Source organism: Nocardioides terrigena, from assembly GCF_003047265.1.
GTDB lineage: Bacteria > Actinomycetota > Actinomycetes > Propionibacteriales > Nocardioidaceae > Nocardioides > Nocardioides terrigena.
Window position 1 is genome coordinate 171,443 of the sequence record NZ_PZYY01000002.1, and the last position, 15,667, is coordinate 187,109.

At 73.0% G+C, this 15,667-nt stretch carries 14 protein-coding genes; 13 read left to right on the top strand and 1 reads right to left on the bottom strand.

Going from position 1 to position 15,667, the window contains the following annotated elements; all coding sequences use genetic code 11:
• The first annotated feature begins 128 nt into the window (after window positions 1-128).
• From DAE25_RS04790 to DAE25_RS04800, 3 genes are all read left to right on the top strand, one after another.
• The gene (locus DAE25_RS04790) at window positions 129-386 is read left to right on the top strand and encodes a WhiB family transcriptional regulator (protein WP_056887442.1); all 258 of its coding nucleotides are present in this window, start codon (window positions 129-131) and stop codon (window positions 384-386) included.
• 117 nt (window positions 387-503) lie between these two features.
• Window positions 504-3,383 (top strand): glycosyltransferase family 2 protein, encoded by a 2,880-nt coding sequence (locus DAE25_RS04795; RefSeq protein WP_107765102.1) that lies wholly within the window; start codon window positions 504-506, stop codon window positions 3,381-3,383.
• Window positions 3,376-4,755 (top strand): DUF5719 family protein, encoded by a 1,380-nt coding sequence (locus tag DAE25_RS04800; protein ID WP_159083574.1) that lies wholly within the window; start codon window positions 3,376-3,378, stop codon window positions 4,753-4,755. Before DAE25_RS04795 ends, DAE25_RS04800 begins: the two co-directional genes overlap by 8 nt.
• Window positions 4,756-4,761: 6 nt before the next feature.
• Here the strand turns inward: DAE25_RS04800 and DAE25_RS04805 are convergent, their stop codons facing one another.
• Window positions 4,762-5,205 carry a metallopeptidase family protein gene (locus tag DAE25_RS04805; RefSeq protein WP_234410857.1) on the bottom strand — a complete coding sequence of 148 codons (444 nt, stop codon included), beginning with the start codon at window positions 5,203-5,205 and terminating at the stop codon, window positions 4,762-4,764.
• A gap of 49 nt (window positions 5,206-5,254) precedes the next feature.
• Between DAE25_RS04805 and DAE25_RS04810 the strand changes: the two genes are divergently transcribed.
• From DAE25_RS04810 to DAE25_RS04855, 10 genes are all read left to right on the top strand, one after another.
• A complete protein-coding gene (locus DAE25_RS04810; RefSeq protein ID WP_056887374.1) occupies window positions 5,255-5,626 on the top strand; it encodes a DUF3499 domain-containing protein in 372 nt (123 codons plus the stop codon).
• A 198-nt stretch (window positions 5,627-5,824) separates the two neighbouring features.
• On the top strand, window positions 5,825-7,216 hold the full coding sequence (locus DAE25_RS04815; RefSeq protein WP_107765104.1) for a phosphomannomutase/phosphoglucomutase: 1,392 nt from the start codon (window positions 5,825-5,827) through the stop codon (window positions 7,214-7,216).
• Window positions 7,213-7,377 (top strand): Trm112 family protein, encoded by a 165-nt coding sequence (locus tag DAE25_RS04820; protein ID WP_082600073.1) that lies wholly within the window; start codon window positions 7,213-7,215, stop codon window positions 7,375-7,377. The genes DAE25_RS04815 and DAE25_RS04820 overlap by 4 nt, the downstream gene beginning before the upstream one ends.
• Before the next feature lie 4 nt (window positions 7,378-7,381).
• Window positions 7,382-8,422: an SIS domain-containing protein gene (locus DAE25_RS04825; RefSeq protein WP_107765105.1), complete on the top strand. Its 1,041-nt coding sequence runs from the start codon at window positions 7,382-7,384 to the stop codon at window positions 8,420-8,422.
• A 112-nt stretch (window positions 8,423-8,534) separates the two neighbouring features.
• The gene (locus DAE25_RS04830) at window positions 8,535-8,819 is read left to right on the top strand and encodes a Fe-S cluster assembly protein HesB (RefSeq protein ID WP_107765106.1); all 285 of its coding nucleotides are present in this window, start codon (window positions 8,535-8,537) and stop codon (window positions 8,817-8,819) included.
• Window positions 8,820-8,942: 123 nt separating this feature from the next.
• The gene (locus DAE25_RS04835) at window positions 8,943-9,998 is read left to right on the top strand and encodes a DUF808 domain-containing protein (RefSeq protein ID WP_107765107.1); all 1,056 of its coding nucleotides are present in this window, start codon (window positions 8,943-8,945) and stop codon (window positions 9,996-9,998) included.
• A gap of 94 nt (window positions 9,999-10,092) precedes the next feature.
• Complete coding sequence (ahcY, locus tag DAE25_RS04840; protein ID WP_107765108.1) at window positions 10,093-11,550, top strand: adenosylhomocysteinase; 1,458 nt, start codon at window positions 10,093-10,095, stop codon at window positions 11,548-11,550.
• Window positions 11,551-11,565: 15 nt separating this feature from the next.
• Complete coding sequence (gene mtrA, locus DAE25_RS04845; protein ID WP_056886765.1) at window positions 11,566-12,267, top strand: MtrAB system response regulator MtrA; 702 nt, start codon at window positions 11,566-11,568, stop codon at window positions 12,265-12,267.
• Between the two features lie 19 nt (window positions 12,268-12,286).
• On the top strand, window positions 12,287-13,918 hold the full coding sequence (gene mtrB, locus DAE25_RS04850) for an MtrAB system histidine kinase MtrB (protein WP_107765109.1): 1,632 nt from the start codon (window positions 12,287-12,289) through the stop codon (window positions 13,916-13,918).
• Window positions 13,915-15,645, top strand: coding sequence for a GerMN domain-containing protein (locus DAE25_RS04855; protein ID WP_107765110.1), 1,731 nt, complete (start codon window positions 13,915-13,917; stop codon window positions 15,643-15,645). The genes mtrB and DAE25_RS04855 overlap by 4 nt, the downstream gene beginning before the upstream one ends.
• Window positions 15,646-15,667 lie beyond the last annotated feature (22 nt).

Below are 15,667 nucleotides of genomic sequence, written 5' to 3' on the forward strand. Positions count from 1 at the left end.
GGGCTTGACTTCAGGTGTACGACAGGCATGTAATTCCCACAGTGTTCTTCACCGTCGGCGGCAGGTCTCGCACCGGCTTCCGCGGGGGGACGAAGAGCTCCATCACCAGGGTCGAAAGGGCGAAAGCCATGAGAGCAGAACTGTTTCTCCTCGAGCCGGACGCCGAAGAGCAGGGTTGGCAGGACCGCGCCCTGTGCGCGCAGACCGACCCGGAGGCCTTCTTTCCGGAGAAGGGCGGATCCACCAGGGAGGCCAAGAAGGTCTGCCTGACCTGCGAGGTGCGGGACGACTGTCTCGAGTCCGCCTTGATGAACGACGAGCGCTTCGGGATCTGGGGTGGTCTCTCCGAGAGGGAGCGCCGCAAGCTCAAGAAGCGCGCAGTCTGATGCACGAGGCGCCACGGGCCCGCTGATCCAGCGGGCCCGCCGCGCATTTCGGGGCGGCCCCACACGCCGTCCGCACGACGTTTTCGGGCCTCACCGAGCCCTCGCTAGGGTGCTCCGGTGACCGTCACAGTGCTCCTCGTCAGCCATGACGGGGCCCGGTGGCTGCCGGCGGTCCTCGAGGGCCTGGAGGCGCAGACCCGCCCCGTCGACCGCGCCATCGCCGTCGACACGACGAGCAGGGACGGCAGCGCCGACCTGCTCCGCGGCCTCCTGCACGACGAGTCCGTGCTCGAGCTGCCCGGCTCGACGAGCTATCCCGCGGCCGTCGCCCACGCCCTGGACGCGGTGCCCGAGGTGGAGGGCGAGTGGGTCTGGCTGCTCCACGACGACAGCCGGCCCGCCCCGGACGCCCTCGAGCAGCTGCTGCGGGCCGCCGAGGAGCACCCCGAGGCAGCGATCCTCGGTCCCAAGCTGAGGGAGTGGCCCTCGCTCAAGCGCCTGCTGGAGGTCGGCCTCACGATCACCGGCACGGGCCACCGCGAGACCGGGCTCGAGCGCGGCGAGTACGACCAGGGCCAGCACGACGAGGTCCGCGAGGTCCTCGCCGTCAACACCGCGGGCATGCTCGTGCGCCGCAGCGTCCTGACCGGGCTGGGTGGTCTGGACCTCCAGCTGCCGATCTTCGGCAACGACATCGACTTCGGCTGGCGGGCCGCCGAGGCCGGCCACACCACGATCGTGGTGCCGACGGCCGTCGTCTTCCACGCGGAGGCGGCCCACCGCGGCGCCCGTCGTACGCCCCTGACCGGTCGCCACACGCACTACCAGGAGCGGCGCGCGGCCCTGCTGACGATGCTCGCCAACGCCACCCCGCGCCGGCTGCCCTGGCAGGTCGTGCGGCTGTTCCTCGGGTCGCTGCTCCGGGTGCTCGGCTTCCTCGTCGTGCGCTCGGTGGGGGAGGCCCTCGACGAGCTCGCCGCCGTGCTGTCCGTCTACTCCCGGCCCCGCCAGGTGCTCGCGGCGCGCCGGACCCGTGCCGAGCGACGCACCGGCGACCGACACGACGTACGCCGCCTGCTGGCCCCGCCGTGGCTGCCCTACCGGCACGGCCTCGACTTCGTCACCGACCTGGCGGCCGCCGCGACCAACCAGGCCCAGGACGTCGCCGAGCGCCGCCGCGCGGTCCGCGCGGAGCAGCAGCTCGCCGCCCAGCCGGCGTCGCGCGACCGGGACCGCCGCGACGAGGACGACGAGGAGGCCTACCTCCAGGACAGCGGCCTCGTGGTGCGGTTCCTCACCAACCCGGTCGCGGTGGTGCTGGCGCTCTTCGCGGTGCTCGCGGTCGTCGGGGCGCGGACGGCGTTCGGCTCGATCACCGGGGGCGCCCTGTCACCGGTGCCCGCCGACGTGGCCGAGTGGTGGCAGCTGCACGTGCAGACGTGGCACCCGCTCGGGTCGGGCACCGACGTCCCCGCGCCGGCGTACGTCCTCCCGTTCGCCTTCGTCGCCAGCCTGGTGGGCGGGCCGGGGGTCGTGGTCTCGGCGCTCATGCTGCTGGCGGTCCCCTTCGCGGCGTGGGGGGCGTGGCGGCTGCTGACCGTCGTCGGCCACCTCGTCGACACCCGCGACATGCCGCGCTGGCTGCACGTCTGGGGCGCGGTGACCTACGGCCTGGTCCCGGCCACCTCGGGGGCGTGGGGCGAGGGGCGCTTCGGCACCGTGGCCGTGGCCGCGCTGCTGCCGTGGACCGCCCATGCCGCCCTCGGATTCGCCGACCCCGACCGCGACCGCCGGTGGCGGGCCGCGTGGCGGACGGCGCTGCTCGTGGCCCTCGGCGCGGCCTTCGTGCCCGGGGTGTGGCTCTTCGCGGTCCTGGCCGCGGCGGTCGTGCTCGGCGTGGCGGCCTTCATCTCCCCACGACTGCTGAGGGACCGGCACAGCTGGGGCCCGCCGGTCGTGGCCCTGGCGATGGTGCCGGTGCTGCTGGCGCCGTGGATCGTGCCGCTGGTCACGACCGGGTCCGCCGAGGGGCTGCTCCTCGAGGCCGGCCGCCTCCCCGGCGACCGGGTGGACGTCCTCGGCCTGCTGACCGGTCGCCTCGGCGACCTCGGTGCGCCCTGGTGGCTGGGCGCCCTGCTGGGACTCCTCGCGATCCTCGCGCTGCTGCCGCGCTCGACGAGGGTGCCGGTGCTGGCGTGCTGGCTGGTCGCGCTCGCCGCCGCCGTCGTGGTGGCCGGCCTCGGCTTCGTCACCCTCGAGCTGCCCGCGATCCGCACCCGTCCGAGCCTCGGGCTCTTCGTCGTCATCCTCCAGGGGCTGGCCGTCATCGCCACCGTCCTGGGCGCGGAGGCCTACCTGCAGCGCCTCCACGACGGCCGGCGGCACGCCCTCTGGCAGCGGGTGCTGGCCGGCCTGCTCGCCGCCGTCGCCGCGATCGTCCCCATCGGGGGCCTCGTCTGGTGGCTGGCCAACCCCGACGGGGCGCTCACGCGTGAGGAGCCCGCCGTGGTCCCGGCCTACATGGAGCAGAGCTCGCTGCTCGGCGACGAGCACGGCGTGCTGGTCCTGCGCGGCTCGGTCGACGAGGGCATCGACTACCGCATCCTGCGCGGTGACGGCGTCACGCTCGGCGAGGACGAGGTGCTCGCCCTCGCCGACGAGGACGTCGACCTGACCCGGCAGGTGACCGAGCTCGTGTCGGCACCGAGCGGCGAGCTCGTGGAGTCGCTGGCAAGCGCCGGCATCGAGTACGTCGTCCTGCCGTCGCCCGCGGACGGCACCATCGCCGCAGGCCTCGACGCCACCGCCGGCCTGGACCAGGCCAGTGCCGAGGACCGGTCCACCCGGGCCTGGCGCGTCGACCGGCCGCTGTCCGCCGAGGGGGTCGAGGGGCGCACCACCTGGCCGCGACTGCTGCTGCTGGTCGTGCAGGTCGCCGCCCTCCTGCTCGTCCTCGTCCTGGCCGCGCCCACCGTGAGGAGGGGTCGCAGTGAGTGACTCCACGTCGAGGCCGGGCCGTCGCGCCGCGCCGTCCGGACCTGCCCGTCGGGTGGGTCCCCTGGACGTGCTCGCGATCGTCATCCCGCTGCTGACGGTGGGGGCCATCAGCCTGGTCAGTCCCGTCGTCGACGACGCGACCACCCGGCCCCCGGCCGAGGTGTCGCTCACGCGCACCACGCTGGTGTGCCCCGCCGCGCTCCCGGGTGCCGGCACCGTCTCGGTCGCGAGCGCAACTGGCGGGAGCGGCGAGGTCACCACGCGGCTGCCGGCGGAGGACACCCTCGCCCTCGACGGCACCGCGCGCGTCGCGACCAGCAGGCCGGTGGTGCTCCAGGCCGACGGTGAGCTCGCCGCCGGGCTCGTCGCCGGCCGGTACGGCGAGGGCACCGCGACGTCCTGCGACCTGCCGAGCCCGGAGCAGTGGTTCACCGGGGTGGGCGCGTCGGCCGAGCACGCCTCGGTCCTCGAGCTCACCAACCCCGACCGCGGGCCGGCGGTCGCCGACGTGGCCGTGCTGGGTCCCGACGGCCCGGTCGACGTCCCCGCGATGCGCGGCGTCACCGTGCCCGGGGGACGCACGGTGCGCTTCGACCTCGCGGCCGTCGTTCCCGACCGGTCCGACCTCAGCCTGCGCGTGGTGGTCTCCCGCGGCCGCCTCGGCGCCCACGTCGTCGACCTCGTGGACGAGCTGGGCAGGGGTGCCCGCAGCCGCGACTGGTTGCCGCCGCAGGCCGCGCCGGCCACGACGTCGTACGTCCTCGGGCTCGGCGGCAAGCCCGGGGACCGGGTGCTCGCCGTCGCCAACCCCGGTGACGACGAGGTGCGGGTGGCGCTGCGCGTGGTGACCCAGGAGAGCGAGTTCACGCCGTCGCGGCTCGAGGAGCTGACGGTCCCCCCGGGTGCCACCACCAGCGTCGACCTGACCGGCGTGCTGCAGGGCGACGCCGCGCGCGGGGCGATCGGGCTCCGGCTCGACTCGTCGCTGCCGGTGACCGCGTCGCTGCGGACCCTGGCGTCGGGCGACCTGTCGCACGCCGTCGCGGGCGCACCGCTGGACGACCGGGCCGCCCTGACCCTGCCCCGCGGACCGGGGCGGCTGGTCCTCGCCGGCGCCGACACCGCGGGGGTGGTGACCTACACGCTGCGCGACCAGCGGGGGCGTGAGGTGGCCCGGGAGCGGGTCGCGGTCGGACCCGGCGTCTCGCCGCGCATCAAGCTGGACCCGGAGGCCACCCAGCTGGACCTGGTCGTCCAGCGGACCACCGTGGTGGCGGTCGTGGAGGTCGGGCCCCCCGGCCTGGCGGTGGTCCCGCTGACGCCGTTGGTGCTGCGGGGCCTCGTCGCCGACGTGCGCCCGTCGCTGCGCTAGCCCTGGCTAGCCGAGCTGGTCGCCGTACCGCGGGTCGACGTCCTCGGGCGGAAGGCCCAGGAGCTCGGCGACCTGCTCGACCACGATGGTGAGCACCATCGCCTCGAGGTCGTCGCGGCCCTCGCACCGGTGCTCGATCGGACGCCGGAAGAGCACCAGCCGGGTCGGGTCACCCCCCGTGCCGCGCACGAGCGAGGACAGGGGCACCGTCTCGTCGCCCCAGTCGTCGGGCAGCATCGGCGCGTCCTCCACGGCGTACTCCACCAGCCCGAGCCGCGCCTGCCACCGCTCGTCGACCTCGGTGACGATGCCGAGCACCAGGTCGTCGAAGCGCTGGCGGGCCGTGCGCACCGCCGGCTCGCCCAGCCGCGCGGGCATCACGCCGGGCCCGCGCATGCCCCGGCCGCGCCGGTCCCGGGTCACGCGACGGCGGGGGAGCACCTCATCCATGCCGCGAGCCTAATCACGAGGCACCCGAGCGGCGGGTAGCGTCTGGCGGGTGAGCCTCAGCCGTCGTTGTTCCCGCACTGCCTGCGGTCGCACTGCGGTCAACACCCTCACCTACGTGTACGCCGACCAGACGGCCGTCCTGGGCCCGCTCGCGACGTACGCCGAGCCGCACGCCTACGACCTGTGCGACCTGCACAGCGAGCGGCTCTCCGCCCCCCGCGGCTGGGAGGTGCTGCGCCTGGCACCGGACCCGTCCACCCGGGGCCCGTCCTCCGACGACCTGCTCGCGCTGGCCGACGCCGTCCGCGAGGCGGCCCGCCCGATCGAGCGCCCCCTGCCGCCGCGTCCGGTCGACCATGGCGGCGACGACCCGCGCAACGGCACCAAACGCGGGCACCTCCGCGTCCTCAGCAACGACTGACTCCGCCCGGCGGGACCACACGCACCACGAGTGTGCGTGGATGCACCACGCACGCCTGCGTACTGGTGCATCCACGCACACTCGTGTCGCCATGGACGCCCACCGATCGAGGCGGGTCCCGGGGTTGCACCCTGGCGCTCGCTCCCACGCCTCCACCGCGGTGCGCACGCGGCGCGCGTGACGTCTAGGCTGCGGGCCATGCCCACGACCCCCGCCTCGCCGTCCCTCGAGGCCGCCAACGTCGGTGCCATCTTCAAGGCGTACGACGTCCGCGGCATCGTCCCGGACCAGCTCGACGAGGAGCTCGCGCGAGCCACCGGTGCCGCCTTCGTCGAGGTCGTCGGTGCCCCGGTGATCGTGGTCGGGCACGACATGCGCCCCAGCTCGCCGGGCCTGGCCGGAGCCTTCGCCGCGGGCGCCACCGCGGCGGGTGCCGACGTCGTGATGATCGGGCTGGCGAGCACCGACCAGCTCTACTTCGCCTCGGGCCACCTCGGCCACGCGGGCGTCATGTTCACCGCCAGCCACAACCCCGCGGCGTACAACGGCATGAAGATGTGCCGCGCGGGGGCCGTGCCCATCGGCTCGGAGACGGGCCTCGCGGAGATCCGCGACAGCGTGGTGCGGGGCGGCCACCAGCCGGCGATCGCCACCGGCAGCATCACCGAGGAGGACGTCCTCGAGGCCTACGCCGCACACCTGCTGAGCCTGGCGCCCGTCGACGGCCGCCGGCTCAAGGTCGTGATCGATGCTGGCAGCGGGATGGCCGGCCTGACCGCGCCCGCGGTCTTCGACCGCATCGGGACGGACCTCATCGAGCTGGTGCCGATGTACTTCGACCTCGACGGCACGTTCCCCCACCACGAGGCCAACCCCATCGAGCCGGCCAACCTCGTCGACCTCCAGGAGCGGGTGCTCGTCGAGCGGGCCGACATCGGGCTGGCCTTCGACGGCGACGCCGACCGCTGCTTCCTCGTCGACGAGGAAGGCCGGGCGGTCTCGCCCTCCACGCTCACCGCGCTCATCGCCTCGCGCGAGCTCCTTAAGGAGCCGGGCGCGACGATCATCCACAACCTGATCACCAGCCGGGCCGTGCCCGAGATCGTCACCGACCTCGGCGGCGCCCCCGTGCGCACCCGCGTCGGCCACTCCTACATCAAGGCGACGATGGCCGAGACCGGGGCGATCTTCGGCGGCGAGCACAGCGGCCACTTCTACTTCCGCGACTTCTGGCGCGCCGACTCGGGCATGCTCGCCGCCCTCCACGCGCTGGCCGCGCTGGCCGAGACCGAGCAGCCGCTCAGCGCCCTCCTCGCCGACTACGAGCGGTACGTCGTCAGCGGCGAGATCAACTCCACCGTCGCCGACCAGGCGGCCGTGGTCGCGACGATCGAGGCGGCGTACGCCGACCACGCGGGCGTCAGCACCGACCACCTCGACGGGCTGACGGTCACCCACGACGACTGGTGGTTCAACGTCCGCCCGTCCAACACCGAGCCGCTGCTGCGCCTCAACGCCGAAGGACGCGACCGCGCCACCATGGAGCGGATCCGCGACGAGGTCCTCACCACCATCAGGAGTGACGCGTGAACATCGATCCCCAGCTGCTCAAGATCATCGTCTGCCCCGACTGCCACGGCGACCTCCGCGAGGAGGCCGACGAGCTGGTGTGCACCGCGTGCGGCCTGGCCTACCCGGTCAAGGACGACATCCCGGTGCTGCTGGTCGACGAGGCACGCAAGCCGGCCTGACGTCATGGTGACGTGGTTCGACGAGGCCAGGCTCGACGACGAGCGGGTGCTGGGCGCCCACGACGTGGCGTTGCGAGCGCTCGCCGAGAGCGGCGCCCGGGTCCGCCGCGAGTCCCACGACGCCTCGGCCGCCACGGCCGAGGCGATCGCCGGCCAGCAGGGCCTCGACCAGCCCCGCGCGGTCATCGCCGCGGGCCCCGACTCGAGGCTGCTGCGTGCCGTGCTCGAGCCCTGGTGCCCGGTGCCCTTCGTGGCCTGGCCCGGACCGGCGCTGCCCGGGTGGGCGGGGAGCCTCGACCTGGTCGTGATGCTCGCCCCCGAGGGGTCCGACCGGAGCTCCGCGTCCGCGGTCGCGGAGGCCGTACGCCGCGGCTGCCAGGTCGTCGTCGCCTGCCCGCCGACCTCGCTGGTCGCCGAGCACGCCGCCGGTCGCTACACGACGGTGCTGCCCACGGTCACCGGCGACCAGCTCGCCACCGCCGTCGTGATGCTCGACTACCTCGCCCAGGTGCGCCTCGGGCCCCGGGCCGACGCCGACAGCGTGGCGATCGCGCTCGACGCCGTCGCCCAGGAGTGCTCGCCCTTCCGGGACCTCTCCGTCAACCCGGCCAAGATGCTCGCCATCGCCCTCGCCGACACCAACCCGATCGTCTGGGGCGGGTCCGTGCTGGCCGCCCGCGCCGCGCGCCGGGTGGCCGAGTCCATCCGCCGGGCCTCCGGTCGCACCGCCCTGGCCGGTGACGCCGAGCACCTCGTCCCGGTGCTCGAGGCGGCCCGGCCCCGCGACGTCTTCGCCGACCCGTTCGCCGACGCCACCGACGCGCCCGCCGACCTGCGCCCGCTCCTGCTCGTGCTCGACGACGGTGCCGAGGACCCGGTGGTCCGCGAGCAGCGCGGCCGGCTCCAGGCCGCGGCCGCGCGCCGCGACGTACGCGTCGAGACGGTCAGCACGGACGCCGCGACAGAGGTGGCGCGGTACGCCTCCCTGGTCCTCCAGGGCACCTACGCCTCGGAGTACCTGCGGATCGGGTTCGTCGAGGACTGAGTCGAGGACCGATCCGCGCGGCCGGACACCCGAGGGGAGGGGGGCGCGTTTGAATCGTCGGCCCTCGCCTGCCACGGTGGAGGAGTCCCTGACCTCATCGGAAGGAGAGCACATGCTCACCCTCACCGAGAACGCCAGCACCATCGTCCGCGAGATCACCACCCAGGCCAGCGGGGCCGACGAAGCCGGTCTGCGCATCGCCCTCGAGGCGACGCCCGAGCCCGCCTTCGCGATCAGCGCCACCGACGGCCCCCAGCCGGGGGACGCGACGCTCGAGCAGGACGGCGCCACCGTCTACCTCGACGCCGGAGCCGCCACCGAGCTCGACGACAAGGTGCTGGACGCCAGCATCGACCCGCAGGGCGGCGTGGAGTTCGCGCTCGGCCTCCAGGGCTGACGCAGCACCGCACCACGTCCACGAGGGCGGCCGGGATTCGTCCCGGCCGCCCTCGGTCGCGTGCAGGGGACGTCCACCGCGCGGATAGGCTTCGCCCGTGAACGACATGAGGGAGACCGCCTGATGGCCGCAGGACTCTTCGCCCTGCTCGACGACGTGGCCGCGCTGGCCCGCGTCGCCGCGGCGTCCGTCGACGACATCGGTGCCGCGGCCGGCCGGGCGAGCGCCAAGGCCGCCGGCGTGGTCGTCGACGACACCGCCGTCACCCCGCAGTACCTCCACGGCTCCGCGGCCGAGCGCGAGCTGCCGATCATCAAGAAGATCGCGATCGGCTCGCTGCGCAACAAGCTCTTCTTCATCCTCCCGGCGGCGGTCCTGCTGGGACAGTTCCTCCCGCAGCTGCTGCCCGTGATCCTCATCTTCGGCGGTGGCTTCCTCGCCTACGAGGGCGCGCACAAGGTGTGGGAGAAGGTCAGCCACCACGACCCGCAGGCGGAGGCCGTCGAGGAGATCGCCGTGCAGGGGGAGTTCACCCCCGAGCACGAGGCGAAGACCGTCGCCGGCGCCATCCGCACCGACTTCATCCTGTCCGCCGAGATCATGGTGATCGCGCTCAAGGAGGTCGTCAGCTCCGACCCCGACGCGAGCATCTGGATGCGCGCGATCGTCCTCGCCGTCGTCGCCCTCATGATCACCGTGCTCGTCTACGGCGTGGTGGCGCTCATCGTGAAGATGGACGACGTCGGCCTGCACCTCACCCAGAAGTCCTCCGCGCTCGCCCAGAAGGTCGGCGCCGGGCTCGTGGGCGCCATGCCCAGGCTGCTGACCGCCATCTCGCTGATCGGCACCCTGGCCATGCTGTGGGTCGGTGGCCACATCTTCCTCGTCAGCCTCTACGAGATCGGCGGCACCGACGGCCTCCTCGAGGGCACCTGGCTCGGCGACGTCCTGCACGCGCCGTACGACGTCATCCACCACTGGGAGGAGGCCGTCCACGACGCCATCGGTGGAGCCCTCGGCAGCTTCGCCGGGTGGCTGGTCAACACGCTCGCCTCGGCGGTCGTGGGCCTGCTCGTCGGTGGGCTCGTCCTCGCGGTCCTGCACGCCTTCGGCATCGGTGGCGGGCACGGCTCGGAGACCCACGAGGAGACCCCGGCCGAGGATTCTCCGAATCTGTGAGCCCAGTCCTACGCTTCTGAGGTCCGCGCGGGAGATCCCGACGGTGCACAGATGTGCGGCGCAGACACGCTCCACAGACTTCAGGAGACAACTGATGGACTTCAAGGTCGCCGACCTCAGCCTGGCCGAGTACGGCCGCAAGGAGATCGAGCTCGCCGAGCACGAGATGCCCGGCCTGATGGCCATGCGCGAGCGCTACGGCGCGGAGCAGCCCCTCGCGGGCGCCCGCATCGCCGGTTCGCTGCACATGACGATCCAGACCGCCGTGCTCATCGAGACCCTCGTGGACCTCGGTGCCGACGTGCGCTGGGCCACCTGCAACATCTTCTCCACCCAGGACCACGCGGCCGCTGCCGTCGTCGTGGGTCGCGACGGCACCGTCGACGACCCCCGGGGCACGCCCGTCTTCGCCTGGAAGGGCGAGTCGCTGGCCGAGTACTGGGACGAGGCCGAGAAGGTCTTCGCCTTCACTGATGAGCACGGTGCCGAGGGCGGCCCCAACGTCCTGCTCGACGACGGTGGCGACATCACGATGCTCCTGCACCTCGGCGTCGAGTTCGAGAAGACCGGCGTCGTGCCGTCGCAGGACAGCACCGACAACGAGGAGTTCAAGGAGGTGCTGCGCGTCCTGGCCCGCTCGGTCGCGACCAAGCCGCAGCACTGGACCAACATCTCGAAGGACATCAAGGGCGTCTCCGAGGAGACCACCACCGGCGTCCTGCGCCTCTACGACCGGTTCCGCGAGGGCACGCTGCTCTTCCCGGCGATCAACGTCAACGACTCGGTCACCAAGTCCAAGTTCGACAACAAGTACGGCTGCCGCCACTCGCTGATCGACGGCCTCAACCGCGCCACCGACGTGATGATCGGCGGCAAGGTCGCCGTCGTGTGCGGCTACGGCGACGTCGGCAAGGGCTCCGCGGAGTCGCTGCGCGGCCAGGGTGCCCGCGTCATCGTCACCGAGATCGACCCGATCTGCGCGCTGCAGGCGGCCATGGACGGCTACGAGGTCAAGCGCCTCGAGTCCGTCGTCGAGACCGCCGACATCTTCATCACCACGACCGGCAACTTCGACATCATCACGGTCGAGCACTTCCACAAGATGAAGCACCAGGCCATCGTCGGCAACATCGGTCACTTCGACAACGAGATCAACATGGCGGGCCTGGCCAAGATCCCCGGCATCGTCAAGGACGAGATCAAGCCGCAGGTCCACCAGTGGATCTTCCCGGCGACCGAGGACAAGCCCAGCAAGAAGGTCATCGTCCTGTCCGAGGGACGCCTGCTCAACCTCGGCAACGCGACCGGCCACCCGTCGTTCGTCATGTCGAACTCCTTCACCAACCAGGTGCTGGCGCAGATCGAGCTCTTCACCAAGGCCGACGAGTACGACCTCGGTGTGCACGTGCTGCCCAAGCACCTCGACGAGGAGGTGGCTCGCCTGCACCTCGACGCCCTCGGCGTCGAGCTCACCGAGCTCACCAAGGAGCAGGCCGCCTACCTCGGCGTCGACATCGCTGGCCCGTTCAAGTCCGACCACTACCGTTACTGAGGCAGACTTGGCGGCATGACACCACCTGCAGAGCATCCCACCAGGGGCAGCATCCTGGTCGTCGACGACGACTCGTCCCTGGCGGAGATGCTCTCGCTGGTGCTGCGGCAGGAGGGGTTCGAGAGCCAGGTCGTCGGTCGCGGTGACGAGGCCCTCGAGGCCTTCCGCAGCTTCCGCCCCGACCTGGTCCTCCTCGACCTCATGCTGCCCGGCAAGGACGGCATCGACGTCTGCAAGGAGATCCGCGCCGAGTCGGGCGTGCCGATCGTCATGCTGACCGCCAAGGGCGACACCGTCGACGTGGTCGTCGGCCTCGAGTCCGGGGCCGACGACTACATCGTCAAGCCGTTCAAGCCCAAGGAGCTCATCGCCCGCATCCGGGCACGCGTACGCCGCTCCGACGCGCCGACCTCCGAGGCGCTCACCATCGGCGACCTGGCCATCGACGTGTCGGGCCACTCGGTGACCCGGGCGGGTGCGGCGGTCAACCTCACCCCCCTCGAGTTCGACCTGCTGGTGTGCCTCGCGCGCAAGCCGTGGCAGGTCTTCACCCGCGAGGTGCTGCTCGAGCAGGTCTGGGGCTACCGGCACAGCGCCGACACCCGGCTGGTCAACGTCCACGTGCAGCGGCTGCGTTCCAAGGTCGAGCACGACCCGGAGAACCCCGAGATCGTGGTGACCGTGCGCGGCGTGGGCTACAAGGCCGGCACGGCGTAGGCCGGGTCGTCCTGCACCCATGTCCACCCTCTCCCCGCCCCCGGGGCTGCAACAGACGATCGACCGACTGTCGTACGCCGTGCGCCGCGCGCTGACCTTCTGGCGACGCTCGGTCCAGGCGCGCGTGGTCGCGTCCACGGTGCTGCTGTCCGCGCTGGTCGTGAGCATCGTGGGCTGGATCCTCATCCAGCAGACCCGGGACGGCCTCCTGGACAACCGGGTCGACCAGGTCGTCGCCGAGGTGGAGAACGAGACGGCCCAGACCCGCGAGCAGCTCGCGGCCGCGTCGGGCACCGACACCAACGAGGCCGGCCAGCGCGAGGACGTGGTCGAGCCGCTCATCTCCCGCGGTGCCGCCCGGGGCTTCGCGGTGGTGCTCTCGCCCTCGGTCGGGACCGGCAGCCGGCTCGCCGACGGTGGCGCGCAGTTCACCCAGGGCCTCGACACCAGCAGCGTCCCCGAGAGCCTGCAGCAGCACTTCGACGAGCCCGCCGCGACAGCCTGGACCTACACCGACATCACCACCACCCGGCCCATCTCGGGCCTGCCCGACGGTCCCGGCGTGGTGGTGGGCAGCCAGGTGACGCTGCCGGCCGACAACCACACCTACACGCTCTACTACATCTACTCGCTCGACGAGGAGCGCGAGACGATGGCGCTCGTCACCCGGGCGCTCCTCACGGCGGGCGCGCTGCTGCTGCTGCTCGTCGCCGGCCTCGCCTGGCTGGTGGCCCGCCAGGTGGTCACCCCGATCCGGATGGCCCGCCGGGTCGCCGAGCGGCTGGCCGCCGGCCAGCTCCAGGAGCGGCTGAGGGTGAGCGGCGAGGACGACCTGGCGCGTCTCGCGACGTCGTTCAACCAGATGGCCTCCAACCTCCAGCGCCAGATCCGCCAGCTCGAGGAGCTGAGCCGTCTCCAGCGCCGCTTCGTCTCGGACGTCTCCCACGAGCTGCGGACGCCCCTCACGACCGTGCGGATGGCCGGGGACGTCCTCCACGACGCCCGGGCCAGCTTCGACCCCGTCACCGCGCGGGCCGCCGAGCTGCTCCAGCTCGAGCTGGACCGGTTCGAGACGCTGCTCGCCGACCTGCTCGAGATCAGCCGGTTCGACGCCGGCGCCGCCGTCCTCGAGGCCGAGGACGTCGACCTCGTCGACGTGGCCCGCCAGGTCGTCGACATGACCCGCGCCCTGGCCGACCAGCGCCACACCCAGGTGGTCGTCGAGGAGCCCGGGCACGCGTGCCTCACCGAGGCGGACCCCCGCCGGGTCGAGCGGATCGTGCGCAACCTCGTCACCAACGCGATCGACCACGCCGAGGGTCGCCCCATCCGCCTGCTGGTGGCCGGCGACGAGCACTCCGCCGCGATTGCGGTGCGCGACCACGGCGTCGGCCTCGGGCCCGGTGAGTCGGCGATGGTCTTCAACCGCTTCTGGCGCGCGGACCCGGCCCGGGCCCGGACCAGCGGCGGCACCGGGCTGGGGCTGTCGATCTCCCTCGAGGACGCCCACCTCCACGGCGGTTGGCTCCAGGCCTGGGGGCGACCGGGCGAGGGCGCCCAGTTCCGCCTCACCCTGCCGCGTCGGCTCTCCCAGCCGCTGCGCCACAGCCCGCTGCCCCTCGTGCCCACCGACACCCTGGAGTCGGCATGAAGCGCCCCGCCGCCCTGACGGGCGTGCTCGCCGTCGTGCTCGCCCTGTCGGCCTGCGCGCGGATGCCGACCGACGGCCCGGTCACCGAGGTGCAGACCTCGACGGTGACCGCGCCCCGGGCCCCGTTCGACTTCGACCCCAAGCCGCCGCAGCCCGGCGAGTCGGCCTCCGAGATCGTCACCCACTTCCTCGAGGCCATGAAGGCCCGGCCGATCACCACCAGCGTCGCGCGGCAGTTCCTCAGCGAGGAGGCGCAGCGCGCCTGGCGGCCCGACGACGCGATCGTCACCTACGGCGAGATCGGCGACCCGGTCGGCGGGGACCTCACCGTCCAGGTGCCGATGGCCACCATCAACGAGTACGACGACCGTGGCGCCTGGCAGCGCTCGCGGGACGCCGTGACCCTCCAGCTCGGGCTGACCTCGGAGAACGGCCAGTGGCGCATCTCCGAGGTGCCCGACGCCCTGGTGGTCCCCGAGTCGTGGTTCGAGGACTCCTACCGGCGCGCCTCGCTCTACCTCTTCGACCCGACGACCACCATCCTGGTGCCCGAGCCCGTCTACATCCCCGAGGGCGACCAGGTGGCCTCCTACCTGGTCCCGGGGCTGCTGCCGTCGGAGAGCATGGATCCGCGCATCGAGCGCACCTACTTCCCGGAGGGCTTCACCTCGGCCTTCTCCGTGCCGATCACGTCGGCGGGCATCGCCAGGGTCGCGCTCGACGGCGACCCGGCCGCGGTCGACGAGACCACGAGCCAGCTGATGCTCACCCAGCTGATCTGGACGCTTCGGCAGGAGCCCCGGATCCGCGCCGTCGAGCTCACCATCGGGGACCGCGAGCTCGGCCTGCCGGGCGGGGCCACCCAGGTGGACCTCGACGTCGGGAGCGCCTACGACCCGACCGGCGCGCAGTCCACCGGTGACGTCTTCGGGTTGGTCGACGGCCGCCTCGTGCGCGGCACCGTGGCCTCGCTGCTCGCCACCACGGGACCCCTGGGCGTCGAGCGGCTCGGCGTCCGCTCCATCGGGGTCAACCTCGAGGGCACCCGGGTCGCCGGCATCTCCGGCGACGGGAGCAGCGTGATCGTCGCACCGGTCGACGACGAGGGTCCCGCCGAGCAGGTGGTCAGCGGCGCCAGCGACCTGCTGGCGCCCGCGTGGGACTTCGCCGACCGGATGTGGCTGGTCGACCGCGCGGGCGGCCGGGCGCGCGTCCTGGTCGTCAACGGCGCCCAGGTGCGCGCCGTCCAGGTGCCGGGCGTGAGCGGCCGCGACGTCGAGCAGCTCCTCGTCTCGCGCGACGGCAGCCGCCTCGTGGCCGTGGTCTCCGGCAAGGACGGTGACCGGGTGGTCGCCGGCCGGGTCCTGCACGACGAGCGCGGCCGCGTGCTCGGCGCCACCCAGGCCCGCAAGCTCGCCTATGAGCCCGACGCCTCCGGCCAGGTCCGCGACATCACCTGGCGGACGCCGACCGCGGTGTCGGTGCTCTCCGACATCAATGAGGACCTCTCCCAGGTGCGCACGGTGTCCGTCGACGGTGCCCCCGGGGAGATCGTCACGTCCGGCTCCGGCCGCGTCCGGGGCGCGTTCCGCAGCCTGGTCGGGTCTCCCGTCGAGGGTGCCGAGGTCTACGCCGTCGCCGGCGAGGACGTCATCGACCTCACCGCCCCGTCGCGGCGGCTCGCTGCCCTGCCGTCCGGACTGACCTCGCTGACCTACGTCGGCTGAGCCCCTCCACAGCCGGGCGGAC

Coding starts and splice junctions, on each gene's coding strand:
- DAE25_RS04790 (WP_056887442.1), top strand. CDS start 129: ATGAGAGCAGAACTGTTTCTCCTCGAGCCGGACGCCGAAGAGCAGGGT.
- DAE25_RS04835 (WP_107765107.1), top strand. CDS start 8,943: ATGGCCGCAGGACTCTTCGCCCTGCTCGACGACGTGGCCGCGCTGGCC.
- DAE25_RS04830 (WP_107765106.1), top strand. CDS start 8,535: ATGCTCACCCTCACCGAGAACGCCAGCACCATCGTCCGCGAGATCACC.
- DAE25_RS04815 (WP_107765104.1), top strand. CDS start 5,825: ATGCCCACGACCCCCGCCTCGCCGTCCCTCGAGGCCGCCAACGTCGGT.
- DAE25_RS04855 (WP_107765110.1), top strand. CDS start 13,915: ATGAAGCGCCCCGCCGCCCTGACGGGCGTGCTCGCCGTCGTGCTCGCC.
- DAE25_RS04825 (WP_107765105.1), top strand. CDS start 7,382: ATGGTGACGTGGTTCGACGAGGCCAGGCTCGACGACGAGCGGGTGCTG.
- ahcY (WP_107765108.1), top strand. CDS start 10,093: ATGGACTTCAAGGTCGCCGACCTCAGCCTGGCCGAGTACGGCCGCAAG.
- mtrA (WP_056886765.1), top strand. CDS start 11,566: ATGACACCACCTGCAGAGCATCCCACCAGGGGCAGCATCCTGGTCGTC.
- mtrB (WP_107765109.1), top strand. CDS start 12,287: ATGTCCACCCTCTCCCCGCCCCCGGGGCTGCAACAGACGATCGACCGA.
- DAE25_RS04805 (WP_234410857.1), bottom strand. CDS start 5,205: ATGGATGAGGTGCTCCCCCGCCGTCGCGTGACCCGGGACCGGCGCGGC.